Genomic DNA, 23,651 nt, shown 5'->3' with positions numbered 1-23,651 from the left:
AAGACACTTGAATAGTTAAAGATTCTAGATTTCAAGGAAAAGATCTTTAATGAGCGAATGCCCAATAGATTTTGTAACTAATGATTTCTTAGGTTTCTCCCGTTCTATAACATTGGTCAATGAAGTTGAGAGACGTTACCGTGTATATTGCGATGAATTCCCTCAAGCACAACTGGGAGCACGCGGTTCTCGAGCTATTGTCGGCTCTTCTCCAATTCTACAGAATTTAGAAAAGAAAATAATGGATTTCCATAATGCTGAAGCAGCATTTGTTGTTCATAGCGGCTATATGGCGAATCTAGGATTTTGTTATCACGTCTCTAAAGATACCGATATGGTATTTTGGGATGAGTCTGTGCACGTATCTGTTGTGCAAAGTTTAAAGATGATCTCCGGGAAACAGCAATCATTTCAACATAATGATTTGAATACATTAGAATCTTTACTCATCTCTCAGAGAACAATTTCATCGGGAAGAATCTTTATTTTCGTCTGTTCTGTATATTCTTTTTCGGGAACACTAGCTCCTCTTGAAGAACTTATAATCCTTTCAAGAAAATATAACGCTCACCTAATTGTAGATGAAGCTCATGCTATGGGAATTTTCGGAGAAGAGGGTCGTGGATTATGTTATGAATGGGGATATGAGAGTTTTTACTCTGTACTTGTGACTTATAGTAAGGCTATGGGAGCTATGGGGGCAGCAATTCTTTCCTCTTCAGAAGTGAAAACAGAATTGATGTTGAATTCCCCGCCCTTACGTTACACTACAGCATTAGCTCCTCACGCGTTGATTACGATAGATGCGGCTTATGATCATCTATCTTCAGAGGGCAAATATTTTAGGGAACAGATCTTTAGCTTGAAGGCATATTTTCAGAAACATTTTGGATTACATTCACAATGTTGTGGCCAGCCTATATTTTTAAGAGATTTTAATAAGGATCTTCTTATTTCAATGTTGGATGAGGTTAATTTACGTATTGGATTAATGACTTTTGTAAATAAGCCTTTTATACGAGTAAATTTCCATGCGTATAATACTCATGACGAGGTCGATATCTTAATTGCTATGTTACGTAGCTATTTAGAAAAATGTTGTTGTGGGATCGACATCGATCATGAACTTCACTTTGGGTGATAGTTTCGCTGATAATAAAACTTCATGAAGCTTTTTATTTACTGGTAGAACTTGTTTACTCTTTATCAAAAATTGATATCGAAACACGTCTTTGATTTTAAAATGTCCACAAGGAGTGATTTGCATGAGTTGAGTGTGGATATCTAACTGTTTTCCAAGTAATAAGTGAATGCGATGAGCTTCTTTCCAAGTCAGCTTGGGGCATTTTCCTATGAATATACAGCGTACAAGACGAATAAATGGTGGATAACTACATAATTCCCTTCCAGGGATCTCTTGGTTATAAAAAGCAGGATAGTTTTGTTGCATAGCACAACGAATCGTATTGTGATCCGGAAGAAAAGATTGAATGAGTACCTCTCCAGGAAGATGGCTTCTACCTGATCTTCCTGTTACTTGAGTAATGAGTTGGAATACCTGTTCAGAAGCTCGGAAATCAGGAATATAGAGGCCCGAGTCTCCATTTAAAATTATTGCTAGAGTGACTGCGGGGAAATGCATGCCCTTAGCAATCATTTGTGTGCCGATCAAAATATCAGCTTTTCCTGTAGCGAATTGTTTTAATAAGGATTCATGGCTTCCTTTAAATTTCGTGGTATCAGAATCAATACGTATCGTGCGAACTTGTGGGAAGATACTATGAAGTACCTTTTCTATTTTTTCAGTCCCTGATCCACGATATTGTAAAGTCATGACACCATGACATTTGGGGCAGGATGTCTGAGGATCTTTAGGAGAGGAGTTACAAAGATGACAGAGAAGAACATTAGCGTATTTATGAAAAGTCAATACCATGTCGCAGTGAGGACATTTTAATGTATGTTTACATGAGGAGCATGAAACATTTGTATGGTAGCCACGACGATTAAAGAAAACAAGAACTTGCTCACCAACAGTAAGACGCTTCTCAATACTTGTAATTGCTGCTTGTGAAAATAATATTTTTGTTTTTGTCTTTTCTCTCTCCATATTCATATCAATAAGGGAGACTTTAGCAGGACAGGCCGCAGCAGCGCGTGTTGATAATTCTGAAAGGATATATTTTCCTGATAGTGCATTGGAATAGCTTTCTAGACTCGGGGTGGCGCTTCCTAGTATCACAGTAGCGTTAGCAAGTTTCCCTCGCATAACAGCAACATCACGGGCGTGATAACAGGGATGGCTTTCACTTTGTTTATATGCAGGATCGTGCTCTTCATCAACGATAATTAATCCTAATTTCTGTACAGGACAAAATAGGGCAGATCTTGGACCTATGATGATACTAATGTTTCCTTTTGAGGCTTCTCTCCAGGTCTTATTTCTATCACTGTCACTGAGCTTGTGATGGAGAATACCAACTTCTTTTCCAAAATGTGCTTTAAATAAGGTGACTGTTTGTATGGTAAGAGCGATTTCAGGAACTAAAAGGATAGCGCTTTTCCCTAGTTTTCTTGCCTCACGAATAGCTTGGAAATATACCTCTGTTTTTCCACTTCCTGTTACACCAAAAAGAAGATGGGTTTGAAATTTTCCCAAGGATAAAGATAAAGAAATCTTATCTACAGCAGATTGTTGCTGAGGATATAAAGGATAGGGATCAGGTAGGAAAAATGTTAAACTATCTTCTTGAATTTCGAGATCTGCAGCATTAACGATTTCAATAACACCGAGTTTTTCTAGGGAATGGATAGGAGATTGGGAAATCTTAGCTTTATCCATAAGTTCAGAGAGGCCAGGAGGAGAATTATAAGATAGTAATATTTTTAGAGCTGCTGCTTGCGAAGGAGATTCCTTTTGAATGGTGAGAATCATTGCTTTTGTCTTCGCTTTGCTTTGTTTGAGTATAACTCGGTAATGTTGTTTTGGTTGTATAATGCTTGAGGATATTCCTGGGAGTACTAAACGTAGTATCTTTCCTAAAGGAGCAAAGTAGTACCGACTCATCCAAAACATAAGTTCTAAAAGGTCTTGGGGGAGTACAATTCCAGAACCAATAACACCTAGGATTGGGAGAACTCGTTTACATTCCGTTGTTGTTTTAATTTGATGGACGATCCCATACTTTTTTGTGCCTCGTAGAGAGACACTAACACCAGTACCTTTAGTAATGTGTTCAAGATTTTCAGGGAGTCCGTAGTCTAATACCTTATTGATATTAGAGTTTACTATGACTTCTGCGTATAGGCGAAAGGTAGTTGATTCAATATTACCCATAGATCTCGTTTCAATTGCGGATCATTTTCATAGTATACTGAAGAATAAATAGGAATCCAAGTACACCCATCCTTAGTGAACGATTGATGATAACGTGTATTGGGCATTTTATAACGTATCATTGTTAAAGGTGCTAGACATAAAGAGAAGCTCTTATTCTTGTGAAAAATATCTTTATGACCTGTTAGTAAGATGAGCCGTGAGGGAAAAATTTGTTGGGTGAGAATTTTCGTTAGTCTGTTGAAAAATAAAACTTCCTCATCTTTTTCTTCATCTACAAAAATACCGCATGGAATACTCAAAGGAGTTTTTACACACTGTGATTGTAAAGCAGTATAACGAAATTTGAGAATTTCTTCTTTGGACAGATCTGGAGGAGGCGGAATACATTCCCATGAAGATTTTTTTATACGCTCATGAATAATGGGTAAAGGAGGTTCTTCATTATTTTGGAGTGGATTGACCGGAGAATTTTCTAATTTTTTATCTACTATGGTAGGTTGTACAATAGTTTTTGGTTTAATAGATGCAGAAGTTTTTATAGGAATTCTGTTTATTTCTTCCTTAAGATTTAAGGGGATAAGCTTTGCTAAGGATGGATAACACGGCTCTAAGTAACGCTTAATGATTTCTTGTAAAATCAAAGGAATTGAGGGATTCGGATGTGTCATACGAATATAAAAATGGCGAAGATATCTATGGATTCACTATAGATATAGATGGTTTATTCATCCATGCTCTTTGTCTCCGAATGTAAAAATCCCCTTGCTTTTTACGCACAACAGGATAATACACTACGGTAAATAAGGGAAAATTCTACACTATTTTTTTAAGAGGATTTGCATGAAACGTTGGTTGCAAGGAAGTTTAATAACTCTCTGTTTATTACTCACATTGCCTTGTTGTGCAGCAAAAAGACGTTCTCATTATCAAAAGGACTCCGGGAAACCCGCCATTCAACAAGTGAGCACTTCGGGAGTTAAATGGGAAAGTTATAACCATGCTGTTGAACAATCGAAAAAAGATAAAAGACCTATAGGTCTATTTTTCACAGGTTCCGATTGGTGTATCTGGTGTATAAAAATGCAGGATCAGATTTTAAATACTCCTGAATTTCAAAATTATGCTAATGAAAATTTACATATGGTGGAATTAGATTTTCCACAGTCTAATAGTCAACCTTCAGATGTAAAACAGCAAAACCAAGCTTTAAAATCCAAGTACGGTGTAAACGGATTCCCAACATTAATCTTTATTGATGCTAGTGGAGCCGAGAAAGCTAGAATGGGATTTGAGTATGGTGGTGGTGAGAATTACGTTAAGAAAATCAAAGCCGCTTTGCATAAAAAGTAGTAAATCTCTTCTTAAAGAATTTTAGAGAGGAGATCTTCCTCTCTGAAGTTCTCTTTTTCTCTTAATTAAACATTCATCTTTTTTGTTATTTTTGAGAAAATCTCTATCTTATAGTGAACTTTTAATACCCACTTTCTTCGGATAGCATCGAATTTCTTGCATTGTAGATTATGTTTTCGAAAATAGAGCAATCTTTGGAGAATAAGAAATAGGCAAAAGGATTTAGAAAAAATGTCAGAAGCTGAATACCTAACACAAGAAGATTTTCTCCAAAGAAGTAATAAACTCCAGGAAATATCTGACCTAGGTATCAATCCTTATCCTTATGAATTTCCAGGAACAACTAGTGTTGAGGAGATTAAAAAAGAATATTCGTCGCAGACTCTTGGTAATAGCGAAGATGCTACAAATAGGACGACTCCTAAGGTGAAAGTCTCAGGGCGCATGGTACTTTTTCGTTCTATGGGGAAGAATGCTTTTGCTCAAATTCTAGATAATGATCAAAAAATCCAAGTCATGTTCAACAGAGATTTCTCTTTGGTTGATGGGCTTACTAAAGATGTAGAGATTACCCCGATAAAGTTCATAGAGAAGAAACTAGATCTTGGAGATATTTTAGGAATCGAAGGTTACCTATTTTTCACGCATTCCGGAGAACTTACTATTCTTGTAGAGACTGTCACTTTGCTATGCAAAGCATTAATTTCTCTTCCCGATAAACATGCAGGATTAAGTGATAAAGAAATTCGCTATAGAAAGCGTTGGTTAGACCTGATTTCTTCTGATGAAGTACGTCAAACTTTTTTAAAGAGAAGTCGTATTATTAAATTAATCCGTCAGTACATGGATGCTCAGGGATTTATAGAAGTAGAAACTCCTATATTACAAAATGTTTATGGTGGTGCTGAAGCCACACCTTTTATAACCACTTTGAATGCTTTGCATTCAGAAGTGTTCTTAAGGATTTCTCCTGAGATTTCTTTGAAAAAAATCCTTGTTGGAGGAACCCCACGTATTTATGAAATCGGTAAAGTATTTAGGAATGAAGGGATTGATAGAACTCATAATCCTGAATTTACTATGATTGAGGCCTACGCAACTAACGTGGATTATCATAGCGTTATGACATACGTAGAGAATCTTGTTGAATACTTAGTCTGCGCGTTAAATGACGGCAGTACTATTTTAACCTACTCACATTTGAAACAAGGACCGCAATCTGTTGATTTTAAAGCTCCTTGGATTCGTATGACTATGAAAGATAGTATCAAGACATATGGAGATGTAGATGTCGATCTCCATGCAGATCATGAATTACGCAATATTTTAAAAGAGCGTACTTCATTACCAGAAGAATCTTATGCAACGGCACCAAGAGGTTTATTAATCGCAGCATTATTTGATGAGTTGGTATGTGATAAATTGATTGCTCCTCACCATATTACTGATCATCCTGTAGAAACAACACCTTTGTGCAAGTCTTTGCGTTCAGGAGAGACAGATTTTGTAGAGCGTTTTGAAAGTTTTTGTTTAGGAAAGGAACTTTGCAATGCCTATTCAGAATTGAATGATCCGTTGCGTCAAAGAATGCTTTTAGAAAAGCAAATGGAGAAAAAAGCCTTAGATCCCGATAGTGAATATCATCCTATTGATGAGGAGTTTTTAGAAGCCTTATGTCAAGGAGTGCCCCCTGCAGGAGGATTTGGAATAGGAATTGATCGTTTGGTGATGATCCTTACTGATTCGGCCTCCATTCGTGATGTTTTATATTTCCCAGCTATGCGTCGTTTAGAATCAGAAAATGACTAAAGTTTTTTTACTTTAGGTCCTGATTTAGCATCCTCAATAACATAGCCAAAGGAAATAACCTGATCTCGTAGAATATCCGCCTGTTTCCAATTTTTTTCTCTACGAGCAATTTCTCGTTTTTCGATAAGTTGCATGACTTCATTAGGGATTTCTAGATCAGCAGAGGAAGGGATCACACCAAGTACGGTATTGATTTTCTTCATAATATCTAAAACATAATTGGCATCAGCTTGTGTGAAGTTCACTTTATCGATGGTTGAGTTGATTTGATGGATAAAATCAAATAAAGCTGCAAGAGCTACTGCTATGTTTAAATCGTTGGCAATAGCCTCTGAGAATGTGTGTAGAAATACTTTCCCTTGCTCATTTATATTTTCTGAAACTTTTGAATGTTCAGGATAGGGGTTTTCTAATCGGGAAATAAAATCACGTAGACGTTTTAGTGCTTGCCGACACGCAATTAATCCCTCTTCCGTGAAGTTTAATTGCATTCTATAATGGCTCTGTAAGAGCATATAACGAATTTCTTCTCCAGAAAATCCACGATCCAATAAATTTCTTAATGTGAAAAAATTACCTAAACTTTTCGACATTTTTTTCCCATCAACAAGAAGGTGCTCTGAATGGAGCCAATAACGAGAAAAAGGTTCATGAGATAAAGATTCTGATTGAGCGATTTCATTTTCATGATGAGGAAAGATATTATCTACACCACCTGCATGAATATCAATAGAAGTACCAAGAAGTTCCATAGCCATGATCGAGCATTCGAGATGCCACCCTGGACGCCCTTTGCCAAAAGGACTTTCCCAGTAAATATGACCATCTCTCTTTTCATCGTATGCTTTCCATAATACGAAATCAGAAAGATTTTCTTTGTCATATTCATCAGAGTTTACTCTAGAACAACATTGTAAGTCTTGTAATTTCAATTGAGATAACTTCCCATATGTCGGAAATTTTCCTATGGAAAAATATACAGAACCGTCCTGAACCACATAAGCAATCCCATCATTTAAAAGCTTTTTAATAGCTTCAATCATTTGAGGAATATAGTGCGTAGCATGGGGATAGATATCTGCGGGGAGGATATTTAATGAGGCGATATCTTCAAAAAAGGCTTGTGTATACGGAGCAGTATAAACGTCCAGGGAGACATTTTTCTTACAAGCTCCTGCTAAAGTCTTATCATCTACGTCTGTAATATTCATAATGTGCTTTACAGAGTATCCGAAGAATAAAAGAGTTCGTTTTAATAAATCTTCGAATACATATGTGCGAAAATTTCCAATATGCGCGTAGTCATAGACTGTAGGACCACACGTATATAATTTCACAGTATCGTTTAAAGAAGAAAAAAGTTCTTTCGTCCTCGATGATGTATTATACAAATAAATTTTCTGTTTATTTTCAGATGATTGTCTCATGTATAGACTCTCAGAGGTTCTAGATTGTTTGCCGATGAGAGCGTCGACTTAAGCTTGTGACAAGGTGCTATACTAACGCCTCAATATGAAAGAAGAGTATATTTTCTTGTGACTTTAACATAAGATCGTTTCCTGATCCACGGTTTTTCTAAGGAACACATTAGAGGAATTAATAATACAAGATTATTTAAAAGAAGAATTAATCTAAGGATTTTACGCATAAATATTCCTAAGAAATACATGATTATCTAATCCAATAGACAATTGTGTTTGATTGTAGAAAAGATCAAAACTTTTAAGTGGTGTTTTTTATTTCGTTTTAATAAAAAAAAGACTATACAACAAGGATGGTTGATAGAATGCCTTGAGAGCATTCTGTGACGCCTAAATAGAACGAGTTGCGTCCTATTCACTCGGAGAAGGAGAGGAAGCCCATGATCCTGTTACAGATTATGAAGAAATATTCTTTGAAGCAACTGAAGATATTAACAACGTTTCTATTAGGTGCAAGTTCTCTAAGTTTGCATGGCGTTGTTCATGACAATTCTTCTAAGCTTGTTTGGCATGTAGATTATAATGAGGCTGTGAAAAAAAGCCGCGATTCTGAACTGCCAATGTTAATCTTTTTTTCTGGTTCCGATTGGAATGGTTCATGCATGAAAATTCGTAAAGAGGTTCTTACTTCTTCAGAATTTTCCAAAAAGGTAAATGGTAATTTCATATGTTTAGAAGTAGATTTCCCTCGACATTCTTCACAAAGTGAAACACTACGTACACAGAATGCTTATCTAAAAACTAAGTTCAAAATTGACGAGTTCCCATGTCTTCTTCTACTTTCTCATGAGGGAAGAGAGATTTATAAAATCGGTTCTTTTGGTAATGAGACGGGAGAAAATTTAGGCGAGAGTCTATGTCATATCATCGAGAGTGATTTCTTAATAAATAATGCCTATCCAATTATTCATACACTGTCTATGGAAGAGCTTCAGAAGTATTATCGACTTTCTGAAGAGCTTTCACGAAAAGATTTCATGGCAAAAGCCTTGGAATTAGGTGTACGTAATGATGATTACTTCTTTTTATCAGAAAAGTATCGTCTTCTTGTTGAAGGCGGAAAAATGGATTCTGAAGAATGTCAGAGAGTAAAACGCAAGTTACTCAATAAAGATCCGAGAAATGAAAAACATACTCACTTTACTGTCGCTTTGATTGAGTTTCAGGAGTTAGCAAAGAGATCTCAAGAGGGCATACACCAAGATCCAAGTCAAGTAATTGCTCCTTTAGAATCTTATTTAGCAGAATTCGGTCAGCAAGATCAGGAAAATGTTTGGAGAATTGAGATGATGATAGCTCAATTTTACTTAGATTCTGACCAATGGAAAAGTGCTTTGCAGCATGCCGAGGTTGCTTTTGAAACAGCACCTAAGGAAGTGCGGTCTCACATTTCTCATTCTTTGGATTACATTCGACACCAGTCGTAGGCTTGTTTTTTGCTGACTTGTTGTTGAGTGCTTCCGGAATTTGTTGAGTAAAATCTTGAAGCAGATCTTTAAATCTAGGCTGTTGTTTATTTTTAGGCATAACAACAACTTGACAAGCTGGAAGAGAATGACGTTTTTGACGAAAAGCTTCACGAACAAGTCGTTTAAAATAATTCCTTTTATGTGCTTTACCAAACTTTTTTGATACGGTTATTCCTAACTTGCAGCATCCAGAGTATTTAGATGGAGCAACGTGAAAAATAACCTGACTACCTTGACAATGAGATCCTGCTCTAGAAATATAGAGAAATTGCCTTCTCTTTAGCACACGAGCATATTTGGGTAAGGTTGATCGATGCACAAAACAAAATATTTTATAGGTCGACTAGATTGTGTCTGCCATGACGGCGACGGCGGTTTAGTAAGTTTCTTCCGTTTTTTGTAGCCATACGGGTGCGGAAACCCACAGAGTTTCGACGCTTTCTTTTGCTAGGTTGATAAGTTCGTTTCACAGTACCTTCCTATGGTTTCTCAAGTTTTCCTAGTCTATTGAATGAGTGCACTAGAAAAAACTCTCCGTAAGTTTATAAAATTGGATTAATAAGATCAAGAGAACTAAAGAGATTCTTGCTTTAGATGATGGAACTTATCGTCTAGTTAAGTCTGCTGTTGTCAAAAAGTGCCAAAGGGATTAAATTAGTTCCTTTTAGCGATATTCCATAATTTAGAGCGTCTTTCTCTCTATTAGAGAGAGGCCATCAGGGTATAGTTTTCATGAAAGTGAGTTCATCTATCAAAGCAGATCCTTCAAAAGGAGATAAGCTTGTTCGTCGTAAAGGGCGCCTTTATGTTATTAATAAAAAGGACCCTAATCGTAAACAACGTCAAACGGGCCCTGCGCGTAAAAAATAATTTAATAAGTTTTAGGTAAGAACGCATGGCGAAAAAGTCAGCAGTAGCGAGAGAAAATAAGCGCCGACGATTAGTAGAGGCGAACTACAAAAAAAGAAGTGAGCTTCGCAACATTGCAAAAAGCTTAACTGCTAGCGAAGAAGAGAAGGAAAATGCACGTGTGGCATTGAATAAGATGAGAAGAGACACGGCTCCTATTCGTTTACACAACAGATGTTTGTTAACAGGTCGTCCTCGTGGTTATCTAAGAAAATTCGCTATTTCTAGAATTTGTTTTAGAGAGATGGCTTCCATGGGAGAGATTCCTGGAGTTGTCAAAGCAAGTTGGTAAGATTTCTAGAATCATATATCTACCACTAGAAACGATGCGTTAAATTTTTTTAAAGTTATTTAAGAATTTTTAACGCTTCGTTGAGTTCTGGGATGTTCCTTACTCTTTCCCAATTTTCCATTCCTTTTTTCCAAACCCAGATGTCCTCAGGATTTGTATTTTCTGTAGTATGCTTTTCCTTATCTCTAAGGAATAGAAGAAGATCCTCTAGAAACATGGGGCCAACATTCTGTTTCTCTTTATTTAGATAAAACCATTTTTCTGTATCTCTAGGCACCTGGTCAATGGGAGGCGGGGATGAAATAACAGAAGAATCTTCTAAAATAGAATGCAAAATATTATTGGATGGTTCGTTATCATCAGAAGATGGGGTGGAATTACCATTCTTAGGGGGAAGGTCCGGGAGGATAAGAAGTATAATGATTCCGAAGAACCCGAAGCACATACCCGCGAGAAACCAACCAATCGGGTTACGATTTTTTTTAACAGCCAGGTAAGCGGCTAAAAACCCTAACAGAATGTAAATCAAAAAAAAAGAAATAGGAAGCATTGAGGGTAGCATATTAACCGCTTGACCATTAGACTAATCACTAGCGCTTATTATTTCTATAGAGTACATTTCTCGCTAGCGAAATAGGCACATAGGAGGAATATGGATAAGCAGAATTTAAAACTAGATGTAAAAGAAATTGAATTTCCAGAGACTGTATTCAGCCGCGATATAGAGACTCGTGTAATTCAAGTAATAATTTTACATTGTTTAGCTAAAATCAATGGGGTTTCTCTTTTAGGGGGAAATTTAATTGATACTTTATTCGGTAGAGATATCGAGAGAATGAAGGGAATCTACGTAGAACAAGATTCTAAAAATCATCTAGTAAAAGTTCGTGTCGAAGTAAACGTTGACTACGGTGTTTCTATACCAGAAAAAACCGAAGAAATTCAGGGCTGTATAGTTTCTGAGATATCTGAATATACAGGTCTTCATGTAGCTTCTGTTCATGTGATCATTAAGGGGTTAACTCAGCCTAAGGATCGCTCTGAATCGGAATCAGAAGATGAGTTAGAAGAGTTGTGTGTTGCAGATCTGCCCTCAGCAGAGGACTTTCTAGAGGAGATAAAGGAAGAAGTTGAAGAGTAATATTCTTTTCAGTCTTCAGCAGACTTTAACTTCTCAGCTTGCTTAGCCAGCAATTGTTTAATGTCTTTTTTCGTTAGCCCAGGGATGGTTTCAAGCTCTCCCTGGGAAGCTTTCATAACTTGTTTCCAGCTTTTAAATTTTTGTAGTAAACGCTTCCTCTTTACCTCTCCAATTCCTGGAATTTTCTCTTGAGGTAATAAGAGATCTTTATTTCGTTTTTTGCGATGTCTACCGATTGCAAATCTATGCGCTTCATCTCGAAGTCTTTGAAAAAATTGTAAAAGCTTTGATGTTGGAGATAAATGGAGTCCTTGAGGGAAAGTATCACAGAATAATTTTTCATTTTTTAATGAGCCGCTATGGTTGCTCGCTTCTTTAGCTATGGAGACAACCTGGATTCCTGTGAGATTAAGTTCTTTTAATGTTTTTTTTGCCTGAGAATATTGCGCGCGTCCTCCATCTATGACAATCATGTCAGGAAGAGAAGAGGTGAGAGAATTAAATCTACGGGATAATACTTCATGGAAAGCTGCTAGGTCATTATGCGCAGAAGTTGAGATAGAGAATGTTCTGTAATTTTTGGGAGATAGAGCATCGTTTTCGTAGACGATATATACCCCAACAGCATGAGAACCTTGTAGATGAGCATTATCATAGCATTCTATGCGGTAAGGATAGTCCGGAGATTTTAGAATTTTTTTCATCTCTTCATAGGGTAGTCCTGAAGATTCTATAGTTGTTTCGGCATGTACTTTAGCATTGTTTTTAGCTAAGTTTAGTAGTTCTTTCCCGTAACCTGTTTTCGGAGAGCGTAACTGTGGGGGCGCATCTTTGTTTAATAGATATGGAAGATCAGGGATATCTAGAGAAATAGGAGTAAGAATTTCTTTTGGTGTCTGCGGTTGACTTGTATAGTATTGTAAAATAAAAGAGGAAAGCAAATCAGTATCTTCTTGAGCATTTTCTGAAAATGGAAAATGACGAGCTCCAAGTAATTTTCCTGAACGCACTGTTAGAACAGTAATGACTGTTTCTCGGTGTTTTCTATACAGACCAATAGCATCAAGGTTTTGAAAATGAAACTTCTCTACATGCTGTTTTACCATAGCCTGTTGAATAAGCTTTAACGTACGATAATAGACTCCTGCTTGTTCGAACTTCTGTTCTTGAGAGGACTTCTCGATGGATTTCTCTAAATCTTGAATGATTTTTGAGACCTTGCCTTTTAAAAATAGTATAGCTTTTTCCAAAGTCTCCTCGTATTCTTCGTGAGAACATAAATTTACACAAGGTGCTAAGCACCGTTTCATCTCATAAAGGATACAAGGACGTTTTCTCGAAGAGAATTCCTGATTAGAACAAGTGCGTAGGGGAAACCATTGACTGATAACTTCTAAAAGGGTTCGACAGGCTTCAGCACTTACATATGGGCCAAAAATTATCTGTTTTTTTGAAGATATAACTGCCTTGGTGCGGATAGCATCTATTTTCGGCCAGGGGTGTGTTAGAGATATCGCTAGACAGAAAAAGGTTTTATCATCTTTTAAAAGTACGTTGTATTTCGGACGATATTTTTTTATTAAGTTATTTTCTAAAAGAAGAGCTTCAGTTTCATTAGAGACTAAAATTGTTTCTATATTGGTTGTTTTCTTCATTAAGAAAGGGATTCTTTCTCTAGAATCCCTTTGTTTCTGAAAATACGTTGTTATGCGATTGCGTAAATTTTTTGCCTTTCCGATATACAATACCTCTCCAGAACTATCTTTCATGAGATAAACACCCGGAGATGTGGGAATCAGTTTCGGAGTAAAATCCTTTACATGCATATTTAAAATAACGTGAGCTGCTGTACTTTTTCTTGGGTTTGTTTAGAAGTTAATTCCGGACCTTCTAATTGACGTAAGATCTGTTGTGCTCTCGATATCACACAAAGAGGAAAGCCAGCAAGTTTTGCAACATGTATTCCAAAACTTTTCTGGGAATACCCTTTAAGAATTTCATATAAAAATACAGGTTGTCCACCGCTTTCTCTCACACCTGCATGGAAATTTTCTACATGTGGGCAATGATTTTCTAAATCGGTTAATTCTTTATAATGCGTTGCAAATAGGGTTTTAGCTTTTTTCCCTTCAGTAAATAAGAGATATTCTACAACAGATTTTGCAATTGCTAATCCATCATAGGTACTCGTTCCCCGACCGACCTCATCAAGAATGACCAAAGAACGATCAGTAGTATTGTGTAGGATATTGGCGGTTTCTGCCATTTCAACCATAAATGTTGACATTCCTTTAGATAAATTATCTCCAGCTCCTATACGCGTGAAGATCTTGTCGATCATTCCGATGTGTGCTGACCTTGCAGGGATGAATGAGCCCATTTGTGCCATGATGACAAGCAGAGCGATTTGTCGGATATATGTGGATTTCCCAGCCATATTTGGCCCGGTGATTAAAATCATCCGGGTTTGTGTGCTATGCATTTTTATATCATTGGGGATAAAAGTTCCCCTATCTAATAGAGTTTGTGCAACAGGATGAATTCCTCCCGATATAGATAGTGAATCACTAGTATCTACAACAGGACGACAATAGCTATACTCTGCGGCAAGATCAGAAAGAGAAAGAATGTAATCAGTGTCTGCTATTACCCGGGATAAAGCAAGAATAGCATCGCGTTGTTCCAGAATTTGTGAACACAAATCTTTGAATAATTGAGTTTCTAGTGTTTGTAATTTGTCAGAGACATTGAGCATGTCATCTTGAAATTCTTGTAATTTTTCTGTTGTAAAACGCTCAGCATGGAGGCGTGATTGTCGCCGAATAAATTCTTTAGGCAATAGAGGAGCAAAGTCACTGCTCACCTCTATGTAATAGCCTAAAACTTGGGAATAGCAGACTTTTAGTTTTTTCACTCCCGTTTGTTTACGAATGGTTTCTTGATATTGCCACAGCCATTCTTTGGAATTCTCACGAGTATAGCGCAGGCGTTTAAGATCAGGGTGATGATTATCAGAGAAAATATTTCCTTCAGAGATTCTTAAAGGTAGTTCTCCTAAAAGTGCTTCGGAAAGCAATTCTAAAAGGGAAGCTATACCAATAACAGGTATAAATTTCCCCTGGAAGAATTCTGGCAAAGATAAGGGAGACAGTATTTCACAAACACGCATACTTGCATTTAATGAATCGCGAAGCATGCCTACATCTTTAGGACCTGCTAATGCAGTAGTGATCTTCGTAATTAAACGTTCTAAATCGCGTACTTGAGAGAGGAAAGATCTTAGATTTCTCCTCAATTCCGAACGATTCAAGAGAAACTCTACAGCATCTTGACGTAGTAGGATTTCATTTTGATCATAAAAAGGATTTACTAGAGTATTGCGTAACAATCTGCCTCCCATAGGAGTACAGGTGCGTTCCATAACATGTAAAAGAGAGCTCTTCCCCTGAGGATCATGAATTGGAGTTAAAAGCTCAAGATTTACCTGAGACGCAGTATCTATGAGAAGGTGTTTTTGATGTCGATGTGTTTTAGGTACGGAAATATGTTCAACAGGTAAAAGAAGTTTGTCTTGAAGGTAGGAAAGTAGCGCCCCGGCAGCATTAATAGCGGGAACTAAACCTTTGAGTCCAAAACCATCTAGGGACGATACATTGAAATGAGAGGATAATTTTTGTGTGGCAAATTGATGTTCGAAAGCCCAATCAGAATAGGTGGACAAGGTAAGTTTTAAATGTTGTTGGATTTGCTCTACAATATCAGAATGTTTTTTATAGAATTTATCACAGCTTAAAATTTCTGTAGGAGCTAGGCGACAGATTTCATCAATCAGATCCTTCATATTGTCGTATTCTTGTAATAGAAACGATCCTGTGGAAAAATCCAGACATGAAAATCCAAATAGGGCGCCAACACGATTAATAGAGACAATGTAGTTGTTTGCTTTTTCTGGAAGTAGGGAAGAGGAGAGTAACGTTCCTGGTGTCACAAATCTTTGCAGTTCTCTAGATAGGGGTTCAGATTTTCCCTTATTGTTTTGTGCTTCATCAATCTGTTCCGCAACAGCGACTTTAAATCCTTTGCTTACTAAACGATCTATATACCCATTTATTGTAGATACAGGAATACCACTCATAGGGATTCCTTGCCTTTGTGTAAGGGTGAGATCTAAATTTTGGGAGAGCAAAATCGCATCGTCATAGAAAGCCTCGTAAAAATCCCCCATGCGAAAGAGAAGGAGAGATTCCCCAGCTTGCTCCTTACATTGATGCCATTGCTTCATCATAGGTGTAGGTTTTTTTGATGTCATAGTTCTTCTTCTGAGGAAAAATATTATCTAGAGATTAACCTAGTCGAGTGGAAGACAACCCTTAGAAATGTTACATTCCATAAATCCAATAACTGTTGGTTAGATTAGCAAACTCATGTAAAAGACCATAGAGATTTTGCCGAATTTTCCTATGCGTTAGTCAGGTAGACTACTACATTTATTCTTCAGGATCAAGATGGGTTTCGTCTGAAGTTTGATTGGTTGCTAATTCATAAAATGAGCCATCTTTCATTTAAAGCAGTGAATATGGCATAACCAAGGAACAGCCAAGCTTATAACTTATGTATACAGAAGAAAGTTTAGATAATCTTAGACACAGCATTGACATTATCGAAGTGCTTTCGGAACATCTCCATTTAAAAAGAAGCGGAGCTACCTATAAAGCATGTTGTCCTTTTCATGTAGAGAAAACGCCTTCTTTTATTATTAATCCGACAGGAGCCTACTACCATTGTTTTGGTTGTGGAGCTCACGGGGATGCTATTAGTTTTTTAATGAACCATCTTGGATATACATTTAGTGAGGCTGTTCTTACTTTATCAAAAAAATTTCATGTAGACCTTGTTATCAAAATTAAGGACACGCAATCCCCATTTCCTACGGGAGCCAAAGATGAATTGCGTCAAATTAATAGTGAGGCAGAAAAATTTTTTCGTTTTTGCTTATATGAACTTGCTGAGGGTAGAGATGCCTTGCAGTATTTATACCGTCGTGGGTTTTCTCCAGATACTATAGATCGTTTTCACCTGGGCTATGCTCCAGAACAAACCTTGTTTACCCAAGCGATGCGGGAAAGAGATATTTCTGAACAACAACTCGAAAATGCAGGTTTTATAGGAAATAAATGGTTTTTATTTTCCCGAAGAATCATTTTCCCTGTCCACGATTCTCTAGGACATACTATAGGGTTTTCATCAAGAAAATTTTTGGAAAATACCCGAGGGAGTAAGTATGTCAATACTCCTGAAACTATTATTTTTAAAAAATCTCGAGCTCTTTTTGGATTGCATTTATCTCGACGAAGAATAGCAAAAGAAAAGCGTGTCATTTTAGTTGAAGGTCAAGCTGATTGCTTGCAGATGATAGATTCGGGATTTAATTGTACTCTCGCAGCTCAAGGAACTTCTTTTACTGAAGATCACATAAAAGAATTAAGCAAATTAGGCGTTCTTAAAGCCTATTTACTTTTTGATGGCGATGATGCTGGGATAAAAGCTGCTGTTCGTGTTGGAGACATGTGCCAGACGGTAGGTATAGCTGTTATGGTTTGTCGTCTTCCTAAAGGTGAAGATCCTGATTCCTTTCTAATGCATAAAGGAGCTCAACCTCTTGGAGAGTTATTGGATCAAAGTGAGGACTATCTTACTTTCCTTATTAGTGAAAAAATTCGTATTTATCCAAATTTTTCCCCTAGAGAAAAAGCCCAGGTAATTGAAGAGAGCATTACGCAAATTAAAAAATGGGGGAATCCTATTGTTGTATATGAACATCTCAAGCAATTAGCTTCTTTGATGATGATTCCAGAGAGTATGGTATTTTCCTTGGCAAAATTAGAATCGGGAATTACACCAGCTAAAACTCCCATAGCTAATAAAGAGAAATTACCAAAAATTCATTCCGATATAATTATCGAAACCGATGTTTTGAGATGCATGCTATTTTGCAAAACCTATAATGTTAGTATTCCTCATACGGCGAAAAATTATTTCACACCTATAGATTTCAAACATCCTGAATGCAGGAAACTATTTTCCCATATGGTTGAATATTACGAAAAACATCATAGTAATCTTCCATTTGATGAAGCTTTATCATTGTTAGAAGATAAAGTAATTATAGAGCTTTTAATAAAACGACGTATGAATACCGATTGTCTTGAGACTGTATTTGTACAATCTTTACAAAAGTTAGCGGATCGTCAGTGGAAGGAACAACGTCATCCTCTCTCTGGACAGTCAAAAAATTCTCAGGAACAAAAACTCTCTATTCTCGAAGATTATGTCCGTCTACGGAAAGACAGGATTATAGTGACTCTCCTAGATCCCCAGGATTGATTGTTAGTTATGCAGAGGCCATCTAAGATATTTATATGAATAATAACAATTATTAACTCTTTGTAAAGATTGAAAAATTAATAAGTTTAATATAAAATATTGCCTTGTTAGTTTGTTAATTTTCTGGTTTTTATGAGAACTTTCAGGTTTCTTTTGCCAATACTTGCCTGGGCTCTATGCTTCGGAGGCATGATAACAGAGTCGAATCATACACGAGGCATCATTGTCTCAGAAGCCGTGGGATTAGCGGCTGCGCGTTATGGTTCTTTAGCGGGCTGGGCTGGAGAGTTCACCAAAGCCGCCGGCTTTGGTTATGGAGCTTCTGTTTTGCTTCAAGAGTGGCAAAATCAACAGGCTGTAGAATTAGAGACATTGATAGCAAGAAATAGCATAATCTAGAGTCTCTTCTCGTATTTTGTAATATTATTTTTACAAGTAGTGATTTTATATTCCCGTTATTCTATCTTTGCTTGCGCGATATCGGAGAGGCTAATCATTGATTAGAAATCCTTGTCTGATGTGTTTTTTGAATTTTGAGCGGGAAATAGATTTATGCGTTTTTGTTGCTTTGTTCTTTTTTTATTAGCATCTCTACCTACTTGGGGGAAAGAGTTGCCCTTAAGAGGTCAGGAAGATACTGTTTCTGATAAGTTCTCTCCTCCACAGTACGTAGAACTTCCTAATGGCCAAAGAGTATATTATTCATATTCCGACGCTTTAGGAAACGCTATAGATAGCGGTAAGTTCTGTATATTCGTGTACTTCAATCCGACTTCTAGAAAAGTATGGACTAATATCACTGAAAAAGATTTTTGTTTCCCAGCTGATTTGGCAAATGTGTGTAATATTGTTGTTATGCAACCGGGTTTGATTAGCTCTAAGGATTTCTATCCTAAAATGGATCCCATGGTCTTATACATGGCTGATTTTCAGGATCATTTCTGGGAATTGGATCTTCAAGGTCCTTGTGTGATCCTTGTTACTATAGATACTAAAGGCCACGATAGGGCGCAGAGAGTTCTTAATATTCCCACCCCAATTTCTATAGATTCAAAATCGTAAAGTTCTATGTTCTAGTGTTATCAGGCGTACAATTTTTCATGCGCCTGATAATTAATAACATATGATTGATCTTTATTTATTTTAATTATATAACCTAAGTCGTTACTATTTTAAAATTAGAATGCACTATCCTTAAAACTAAGGCTTTGATATCCTTCCCTCCAATGTTTCCAAAAAACTAGCAATGGAGGTGCCTTATGCACATCTTGTTATCTATACTCTCACTGTTGTTAGCCCTGCCAGCCATTGGAGGAGAAACTTCCACATCATTGAAAGAAGAGGAAAGCGACCAGCAGGTTGAAGACCTTTCAATGAAGCATCCTTCTATATTTTATTCTTACAATGATTGTCTAATGTCGATAAGACAAGACAGCAAAAATACTATGATTGTCCTATATAGCGATGAAAAAACGATAGCGTTTCAACCGTTATACGCCATGGCTATAAACATGGAAGAATCTGTTCTCAGTAAATACGCAAAGTTTGTTGTATTGAGTCCTACGGGCATTAATTTATTAATCTATCCACCGGTTCCTGATCCAATGCTTGCTGAAATTGCAGAATTTAAAAAGCAATTTTCAGAAGTTGAACATCTCAAAGGAACATACCTGGTGACTATTTCTGTCACTGATAATGATGAAAAAATTATGGATATAGCACCAATTGATGTACCTCTGGAAAATTCTATAAAACCTATTATTTCTGTGCGTTAGTAATAAAATAACTCTTTTCTTACCGGTATCCCGACATTTCAATTTTAAAATCGGGATATCTTTTTTCTATGTCTCGTGATATTGTAGCAGGCATTTTAATTAGGAAAAGTAGTTTTATGCGTATCTTATTAGCTTTATTATCATGTTTGTTACTGCCATGTCAGCTTATTCAAGCTACTGAAGAAACAAGTTGTCCTATAATTTCAGAAAGTTCCACTTGTCATGTTTTCCAAAACTATGACGAAGCTTTAACACACGCCCAACAAGAAGGTATTCCTTTAATTATCGTTTTGATGAGCAATACTCACAAACAAGTATTGGATGAACTTATTCAGGATGGGTTGGATCTTGGGGATTTCTTTGGCTTCTCATTAGAAGGTATGGCGACTATAGTCGTTTTGCAACCTGAGGATAGTGATGTAGGAGATTCTTCAAAACTTGAAGATTTCAAGAGCAAATTCCCTAGTTCAGAATTTCCTGAGAATTCTGGAATCCTTATGGTGACTATCGTAGTTGATGGAGATCAAGCAACACTTCTAGACATCACTCAAATTAATCTTTAAGATCTATTTATTGAGATGACGAAAGTGAGAAAAGTGGCCGTAGATACAATCTATAGAGCCACTTTTTTTATCCCTAAAAATAGTTTTATATTTTTAGTGCTTCCCAATGATAAAAAGAAAATTTCTCCATAGCTGTCAGCAATAGATGAATACGTAAGTTTTTCAACTCTTCATCTCCACTAGTAACATGCACTTCATTTAAGAATGTATTGATGCTATCAGTAAGTTCTCCAAGACTTAGGAAGTAGTCTTTTTTATTATCCTTTATTTTTATAGACACATCAAAGTGATCGAGGTCTGCTTTGAGGCGAGATTCTTGCAGATCAAGTTGAGCCTGGGTATGTGGGGTTATAGAAAATTTTAAAGAGGCTAAGATTTTCTTCAAACGATTATGAGTGGTTATAATTTTTTCAAGAACAGTGCTTTGGCTATTTTTTATACTCTGAATTGCTTTTGCTGATTTTATGATCTCAATAGGATTCTTCTCAGAAGTATCAGAAAATACAGTGGCAATTTCATCTTTGCTAAATCCTAAAGAAACCATGAAGGTTTTTAATCTTCCCCAGATGAACGTCAAGATATCACGGATAATCGTGGGTTTATCCCAGGTAGTTTCCTGAATAGTGGATGGGAAATTATCTGCCAAATGGTGTAAGAGATTTTCAAGATTTAAAGACGCTTCTGAAGCGTGTAACAATGTAAGAATCTCTAAGGATTGACGACGCAAAGCGTAAGGATCATGAGATGAAGTAGGCCGTAGATCTAAAATGAAACAAGAGAGTAAATTATCAAAACGATCTATTATGCTTAATAACGTTCCTGTAGAGGAGATAGTTTGACCATCGGTAATATGGCGTAAATGTTCTCCTATAGCTATTGCAGCTGCATGGGATAACCCGGCATGTTTTAGGTAGTATTCCCCCATGATTCCTTGTAATTCTGCAAATTCATTAACAACAGCGGACACTAGGTCTGCTTTACAAAACTCTATTGCTGTTGTTATATCTTCTTGAGAAGATAAAGGCATGAGTGGATAAACAATTTCTTTATGAGCTTTTAGTCTTTCTACTTTATCGTAAAGGGAACCGAGAGCTTCAAAGTAGGTAACAGCTTTGAGTTTATCCACGAAGGTGGCTAATGATGTTTTTAGATCCTGAGAAAAAAGAAAATCTCCGTCAGTAAGGCGGGGAGTTAGGGCTTTTTCATTTCCTTCAATTATGATGTCGTTAGGACAATTATCGCATACTAAAATAAACTGATTAGTAATCTCTCCCAAAGTGTTTTGTGTGGGAAAGTATTTTTGATGATTTACCATTTCAGCAATTAATAATTCCTTAGGTAGAGCACAAAACTTTTGATCAAACTCCGCGCATGTAACAAAAGGATGTTCTGTAAGGAAAACTGTTTCTTCAAGTAAACGAGGATTCGCAATCGGAGAGACGTTGTCAGAACTGTGTAATTTTAATCCTTGTTCGATAATCTCTCGACGTTCTTTATGCGAAACTATTACACAAGCATCACGTAAAGTGTCAACATAACGTTCACAAGAAGGAATAGGAACTTCTCTAGGATCTAATTGTCGATGACCACAAGAGGTATCTGAAGCTGTTACTTTCCCAAAAGAGAAAGGAAGGATAGATGTTCCATATAGAGATACTATCCAACGGATAGGTCGTGCGTATTCTACACCACTATCATCATAGACCATCTTCTTGGGGAATTTCATAGAATGAATTAGTCTGGGTAATTCATTAGCTAAGATTGTTGCGGTATCTTTACTCTCTTCAGGATGTAGAAGGAATAGATAGTTTACAGAATTAATCTCACGGATTTCGAATAGAGGGTGTAGAGAGAGATCATTGTAATGACGGATAGGCACATTATGAGAAGCAAAAAATTGTTGCCCCTGTACAGTAACCTCACCGGAACTATTAAATAATGAAGAGATTGCGGGGCCTTTTTTCTCAATAGCCTTTTGCACAGCTGTAGGTTCTAGCTTGTAAACTAATAGAGCAAGTCTTCTCGGAGATCCTAGGACCTCTAAACTTTCGTAACCAATATTATAATCAGACAAAAGCTTTTTGGCTAAAGACTCTAATTGTTGAATTCCAATGGGGACAAAAGTCGCTGGCAATTCTTCAGAGCCGATTTCTAATAAAAAATTTTCTGCTGTTGCAATTTTGGGGCAGGGAAGAGTCTGCGGGGTCATATCTTGATGACCATCCCACTTATGCAACAACGGGTAATTTAAAGAAGCTCGCCAATCTACATAACCATCAGCAACAGCACGAGCTAATTGGCGAATTCTAGTAATGTAACGTGTACGTTCTGTAACAGAAATTACACCCCGGGCATCAAGAATATTAAAAGCATGAGATGCTTTGATGACAAAGTCATAAGCAGGAGCTGGTAGACCTTGATCTAAAGTGGCGAGTGCTTCTTGAGCAAAATCTTCAAAATGTTTTAACCACATTTGTGTATTAGCAACATCGAAATTATACTTACTCCATGCTTTTTCAGAAGCTTGAGTAATGTCCCCATAGGTGAGCACGTCATTCCATAATACATCAAAAATAGAATTTTTCTTTTGTAAATACATGGCGATTCTCTCAATACCATACGTAATTTCCCCGCTAATCGTATCGAGAGGCTTACTTCCTATAGCTTGGAAATAAGTTAGCTGGGTAATCTCCATGCCATTTAACCATACTTCCCAACCTAAACCCCATGCACCAATCGTAGGATTTTCCCAATCATCATGAACAAAACGAATATCATGTTCACGAAGATCCAATCCGATAATCTGCAAAGATTTTTTATACAAAGAGAGAAAATCTGTTGGGACAGGTTTAAGAATCACTTGAAGTTGGTGATAGTTTTGTAAGCGGTTAGGATGCATACCATAACGACCGTCTTGAGGGCGTCTTGAGGGCTCAACATATGCAGTTTTATAGGGCTCAGGTCCTAAAGCGCGTAAAAAAGTTGCTGGATTAAATGTCCCCGCACCTACTTCTAGATCATAACCTTGATGAATCACACACCCTTGTTCGCTCCAGAACTGCAAAATTTTAGCAATCATAGCTTGTAAAGTAAGAGGTTGTGACATCATAAAACTCCGATAAAAAATAAGGTTAGAAA

Annotated in this window: 21 protein-coding genes; 12 read left to right on the top strand and 9 right to left on the bottom strand. The window is 36.8% G+C overall.

The window, feature by feature from the left end:
* The first annotated feature begins 49 nt into the window (after window positions 1-49).
* Window positions 50-1,141 carry an aminotransferase class I/II-fold pyridoxal phosphate-dependent enzyme gene (locus tag H9Q19_RS01520; RefSeq protein WP_213241553.1) on the top strand — a complete coding sequence of 364 codons (1,092 nt, stop codon included), beginning with the start codon at window positions 50-52 and terminating at the stop codon, window positions 1,139-1,141.
* On the opposite strand, the gene priA is transcribed toward H9Q19_RS01520, so the two are convergent.
* Window positions 1,088-3,337 carry a primosomal protein N' gene (gene priA, locus H9Q19_RS01515; protein ID WP_213241552.1) on the bottom strand — a complete coding sequence of 750 codons (2,250 nt, stop codon included), beginning with the start codon at window positions 3,335-3,337 and terminating at the stop codon, window positions 1,088-1,090. The genes H9Q19_RS01520 and priA overlap by 54 nt on opposite strands.
* Window positions 3,289-4,008, bottom strand: a complete 720-nt coding sequence (locus H9Q19_RS01510; RefSeq protein WP_213241551.1) for a hypothetical protein — start codon at window positions 4,006-4,008, stop codon at window positions 3,289-3,291. The genes priA and H9Q19_RS01510 overlap by 49 nt, the downstream gene beginning before the upstream one ends.
* 172 nt (window positions 4,009-4,180) lie before the next feature.
* Here H9Q19_RS01510 and dsbH point away from each other — a divergent pair, with 172 nt between their 5' ends.
* Both dsbH and lysS read left to right on the top strand, forming a co-directional pair.
* Window positions 4,181-4,690, top strand: a complete 510-nt coding sequence (gene dsbH / locus H9Q19_RS01505; RefSeq protein ID WP_213241550.1) for a disulfide reductase DsbH — start codon at window positions 4,181-4,183, stop codon at window positions 4,688-4,690.
* A 231-nt stretch (window positions 4,691-4,921) separates the two neighbouring features.
* A complete protein-coding gene (lysS, locus tag H9Q19_RS01500) occupies window positions 4,922-6,499 on the top strand; it encodes a lysine--tRNA ligase (protein ID WP_213241549.1) in 1,578 nt (525 codons plus the stop codon).
* Here lysS and cysS read toward each other — a convergent pair.
* Window positions 6,496-7,926 carry a cysteine--tRNA ligase gene (gene cysS / locus H9Q19_RS01495; protein WP_213241547.1) on the bottom strand — a complete coding sequence of 477 codons (1,431 nt, stop codon included), beginning with the start codon at window positions 7,924-7,926 and terminating at the stop codon, window positions 6,496-6,498. The genes lysS and cysS overlap by 4 nt on opposite strands.
* Window positions 7,927-8,360: 434 nt before the next feature.
* Here cysS and H9Q19_RS01490 point away from each other — a divergent pair, with 434 nt between their 5' ends.
* Window positions 8,361-9,407: a thioredoxin family protein gene (locus tag H9Q19_RS01490; protein WP_213241545.1), complete on the top strand. Its 1,047-nt coding sequence runs from the start codon at window positions 8,361-8,363 to the stop codon at window positions 9,405-9,407.
* Here the strand turns inward: H9Q19_RS01490 and rnpA are convergent.
* Both rnpA and rpmH read right to left on the bottom strand, forming a co-directional pair.
* On the bottom strand, window positions 9,349-9,768 hold the full coding sequence (gene rnpA / locus H9Q19_RS01485) for a ribonuclease P protein component (protein ID WP_213241543.1): 420 nt from the start codon (window positions 9,766-9,768) through the stop codon (window positions 9,349-9,351). The genes H9Q19_RS01490 and rnpA overlap by 59 nt on opposite strands.
* Window positions 9,769-9,781: 13 nt before the next feature.
* Window positions 9,782-9,919, bottom strand: coding sequence for a 50S ribosomal protein L34 (rpmH, locus tag H9Q19_RS01480; protein ID WP_020359129.1), 138 nt, complete (start codon window positions 9,917-9,919; stop codon window positions 9,782-9,784).
* A 262-nt stretch (window positions 9,920-10,181) separates the two neighbouring features.
* Here rpmH and rpmJ point away from each other — a divergent pair, with 262 nt between their 5' ends.
* Window positions 10,182-10,319 carry a 50S ribosomal protein L36 gene (gene rpmJ / locus H9Q19_RS01475; protein ID WP_117274580.1) on the top strand — a complete coding sequence of 46 codons (138 nt, stop codon included), beginning with the start codon at window positions 10,182-10,184 and terminating at the stop codon, window positions 10,317-10,319.
* Between the two features lie 25 nt (window positions 10,320-10,344).
* Entirely contained in the window at window positions 10,345-10,650 is a 306-nt protein-coding gene (gene rpsN / locus H9Q19_RS01470) for a 30S ribosomal protein S14 (RefSeq protein ID WP_117274579.1), read from the top strand.
* A 55-nt stretch (window positions 10,651-10,705) separates the two neighbouring features.
* On the opposite strand, the gene H9Q19_RS01465 is transcribed toward rpsN, so the two are convergent.
* Window positions 10,706-11,212 (bottom strand): DUF4339 domain-containing protein, encoded by a 507-nt coding sequence (locus H9Q19_RS01465; protein ID WP_213241541.1) that lies wholly within the window; start codon window positions 11,210-11,212, stop codon window positions 10,706-10,708.
* 90 nt (window positions 11,213-11,302) lie between these two features.
* On the opposite strand from H9Q19_RS01465, the gene H9Q19_RS01460 reads away from it, so the two are divergent.
* Entirely contained in the window at window positions 11,303-11,791 is a 489-nt protein-coding gene (locus tag H9Q19_RS01460) for an Asp23/Gls24 family envelope stress response protein (RefSeq protein ID WP_117274577.1), read from the top strand.
* An 8-nt stretch (window positions 11,792-11,799) separates the two neighbouring features.
* Here H9Q19_RS01460 and uvrC read toward each other — a convergent pair whose 3' ends face one another.
* The gene (gene uvrC / locus H9Q19_RS01455) at window positions 11,800-13,617 is read right to left on the bottom strand and encodes an excinuclease ABC subunit UvrC (protein WP_249324524.1); all 1,818 of its coding nucleotides are present in this window, start codon (window positions 13,615-13,617) and stop codon (window positions 11,800-11,802) included.
* Window positions 13,618-13,619: 2 nt separating this feature from the next.
* The gene (gene mutS / locus H9Q19_RS01450) at window positions 13,620-16,100 is read right to left on the bottom strand and encodes a DNA mismatch repair protein MutS (protein WP_213241536.1); all 2,481 of its coding nucleotides are present in this window, start codon (window positions 16,098-16,100) and stop codon (window positions 13,620-13,622) included.
* Between the two features lie 302 nt (window positions 16,101-16,402).
* On the opposite strand from mutS, the gene dnaG reads away from it, so the two are divergent.
* The 5 genes from dnaG (at window position 16,403) to H9Q19_RS01425 (ending at window position 20,513) form a co-directional block, all read left to right on the top strand.
* The gene (gene dnaG / locus H9Q19_RS01445) at window positions 16,403-18,175 is read left to right on the top strand and encodes a DNA primase (protein ID WP_213241535.1); all 1,773 of its coding nucleotides are present in this window, start codon (window positions 16,403-16,405) and stop codon (window positions 18,173-18,175) included.
* A gap of 132 nt (window positions 18,176-18,307) precedes the next feature.
* The gene (locus H9Q19_RS01440; RefSeq protein ID WP_213241532.1) at window positions 18,308-18,574 is read left to right on the top strand and encodes a hypothetical protein; all 267 of its coding nucleotides are present in this window, start codon (window positions 18,308-18,310) and stop codon (window positions 18,572-18,574) included.
* Window positions 18,575-18,727: 153 nt separating this feature from the next.
* The gene (locus H9Q19_RS01435) at window positions 18,728-19,237 is read left to right on the top strand and encodes a hypothetical protein (RefSeq protein WP_213241530.1); all 510 of its coding nucleotides are present in this window, start codon (window positions 18,728-18,730) and stop codon (window positions 19,235-19,237) included.
* A gap of 197 nt (window positions 19,238-19,434) precedes the next feature.
* Complete coding sequence (locus H9Q19_RS01430) at window positions 19,435-19,950, top strand: hypothetical protein (protein ID WP_213241528.1); 516 nt, start codon at window positions 19,435-19,437, stop codon at window positions 19,948-19,950.
* Window positions 19,951-20,066: 116 nt separating this feature from the next.
* On the top strand, window positions 20,067-20,513 hold the full coding sequence (locus H9Q19_RS01425) for a hypothetical protein (RefSeq protein ID WP_213242017.1): 447 nt from the start codon (window positions 20,067-20,069) through the stop codon (window positions 20,511-20,513).
* Window positions 20,514-20,598: 85 nt separating this feature from the next.
* On the opposite strand, the gene H9Q19_RS01420 is transcribed toward H9Q19_RS01425, so the two are convergent.
* Window positions 20,599-23,622: a glycine--tRNA ligase gene (locus tag H9Q19_RS01420; RefSeq protein ID WP_213241526.1), complete on the bottom strand. Its 3,024-nt coding sequence runs from the start codon at window positions 23,620-23,622 to the stop codon at window positions 20,599-20,601.
* Window positions 23,623-23,651: the final 29 nt, after the last annotated feature.

It is taken from the genome of Chlamydia crocodili (genome assembly GCF_018343815.1).
Lineage (GTDB): Bacteria > Chlamydiota > Chlamydiia > Chlamydiales > Chlamydiaceae > Chlamydia > Chlamydia crocodili.
Note: the sequence above shows the minus strand (reverse complement) of the source record. Positions and strands in the feature narration are given on the sequence as shown.

What these genes read in the sequence shown, in the direction of transcription:
- H9Q19_RS01520 (WP_213241553.1), top strand. Translation starts at nt 50, where the DNA reads ATGAGCGAATGCCCAATAGATTTTGTAACTAATGATTTCTTAGGTTTC.
- priA (WP_213241552.1), bottom strand. Translation starts at nt 3,337, where the DNA reads ATGGGTAATATTGAATCAACTACCTTTCGCCTATACGCAGAAGTCATA.
- H9Q19_RS01510 (WP_213241551.1), bottom strand. Translation starts at nt 4,008, where the DNA reads ATGACACATCCGAATCCCTCAATTCCTTTGATTTTACAAGAAATCATT.
- dsbH (WP_213241550.1), top strand. Translation starts at nt 4,181, where the DNA reads ATGAAACGTTGGTTGCAAGGAAGTTTAATAACTCTCTGTTTATTACTC.
- lysS (WP_213241549.1), top strand. Translation starts at nt 4,922, where the DNA reads ATGTCAGAAGCTGAATACCTAACACAAGAAGATTTTCTCCAAAGAAGT.
- cysS (WP_213241547.1), bottom strand. Translation starts at nt 7,926, where the DNA reads ATGAGACAATCATCTGAAAATAAACAGAAAATTTATTTGTATAATACA.
- H9Q19_RS01490 (WP_213241545.1), top strand. Translation starts at nt 8,361, where the DNA reads ATGATCCTGTTACAGATTATGAAGAAATATTCTTTGAAGCAACTGAAG.
- rpmJ (WP_117274580.1), top strand. Translation starts at nt 10,182, where the DNA reads ATGAAAGTGAGTTCATCTATCAAAGCAGATCCTTCAAAAGGAGATAAG.
- rpsN (WP_117274579.1), top strand. Translation starts at nt 10,345, where the DNA reads ATGGCGAAAAAGTCAGCAGTAGCGAGAGAAAATAAGCGCCGACGATTA.
- H9Q19_RS01465 (WP_213241541.1), bottom strand. Translation starts at nt 11,212, where the DNA reads ATGCTACCCTCAATGCTTCCTATTTCTTTTTTTTTGATTTACATTCTG.
- H9Q19_RS01460 (WP_117274577.1), top strand. Translation starts at nt 11,303, where the DNA reads ATGGATAAGCAGAATTTAAAACTAGATGTAAAAGAAATTGAATTTCCA.
- uvrC (WP_249324524.1), bottom strand. Translation starts at nt 13,617, where the DNA reads ATGCATGTAAAGGATTTTACTCCGAAACTGATTCCCACATCTCCGGGT.
- mutS (WP_213241536.1), bottom strand. Translation starts at nt 16,100, where the DNA reads ATGACATCAAAAAAACCTACACCTATGATGAAGCAATGGCATCAATGT.
- dnaG (WP_213241535.1), top strand. Translation starts at nt 16,403, where the DNA reads ATGTATACAGAAGAAAGTTTAGATAATCTTAGACACAGCATTGACATT.
- H9Q19_RS01440 (WP_213241532.1), top strand. Translation starts at nt 18,308, where the DNA reads ATGAGAACTTTCAGGTTTCTTTTGCCAATACTTGCCTGGGCTCTATGC.
- H9Q19_RS01435 (WP_213241530.1), top strand. Translation starts at nt 18,728, where the DNA reads ATGCGTTTTTGTTGCTTTGTTCTTTTTTTATTAGCATCTCTACCTACT.
- H9Q19_RS01430 (WP_213241528.1), top strand. Translation starts at nt 19,435, where the DNA reads ATGCACATCTTGTTATCTATACTCTCACTGTTGTTAGCCCTGCCAGCC.
- H9Q19_RS01425 (WP_213242017.1), top strand. Translation starts at nt 20,067, where the DNA reads ATGCGTATCTTATTAGCTTTATTATCATGTTTGTTACTGCCATGTCAG.
- H9Q19_RS01420 (WP_213241526.1), bottom strand. Translation starts at nt 23,622, where the DNA reads ATGATGTCACAACCTCTTACTTTACAAGCTATGATTGCTAAAATTTTG.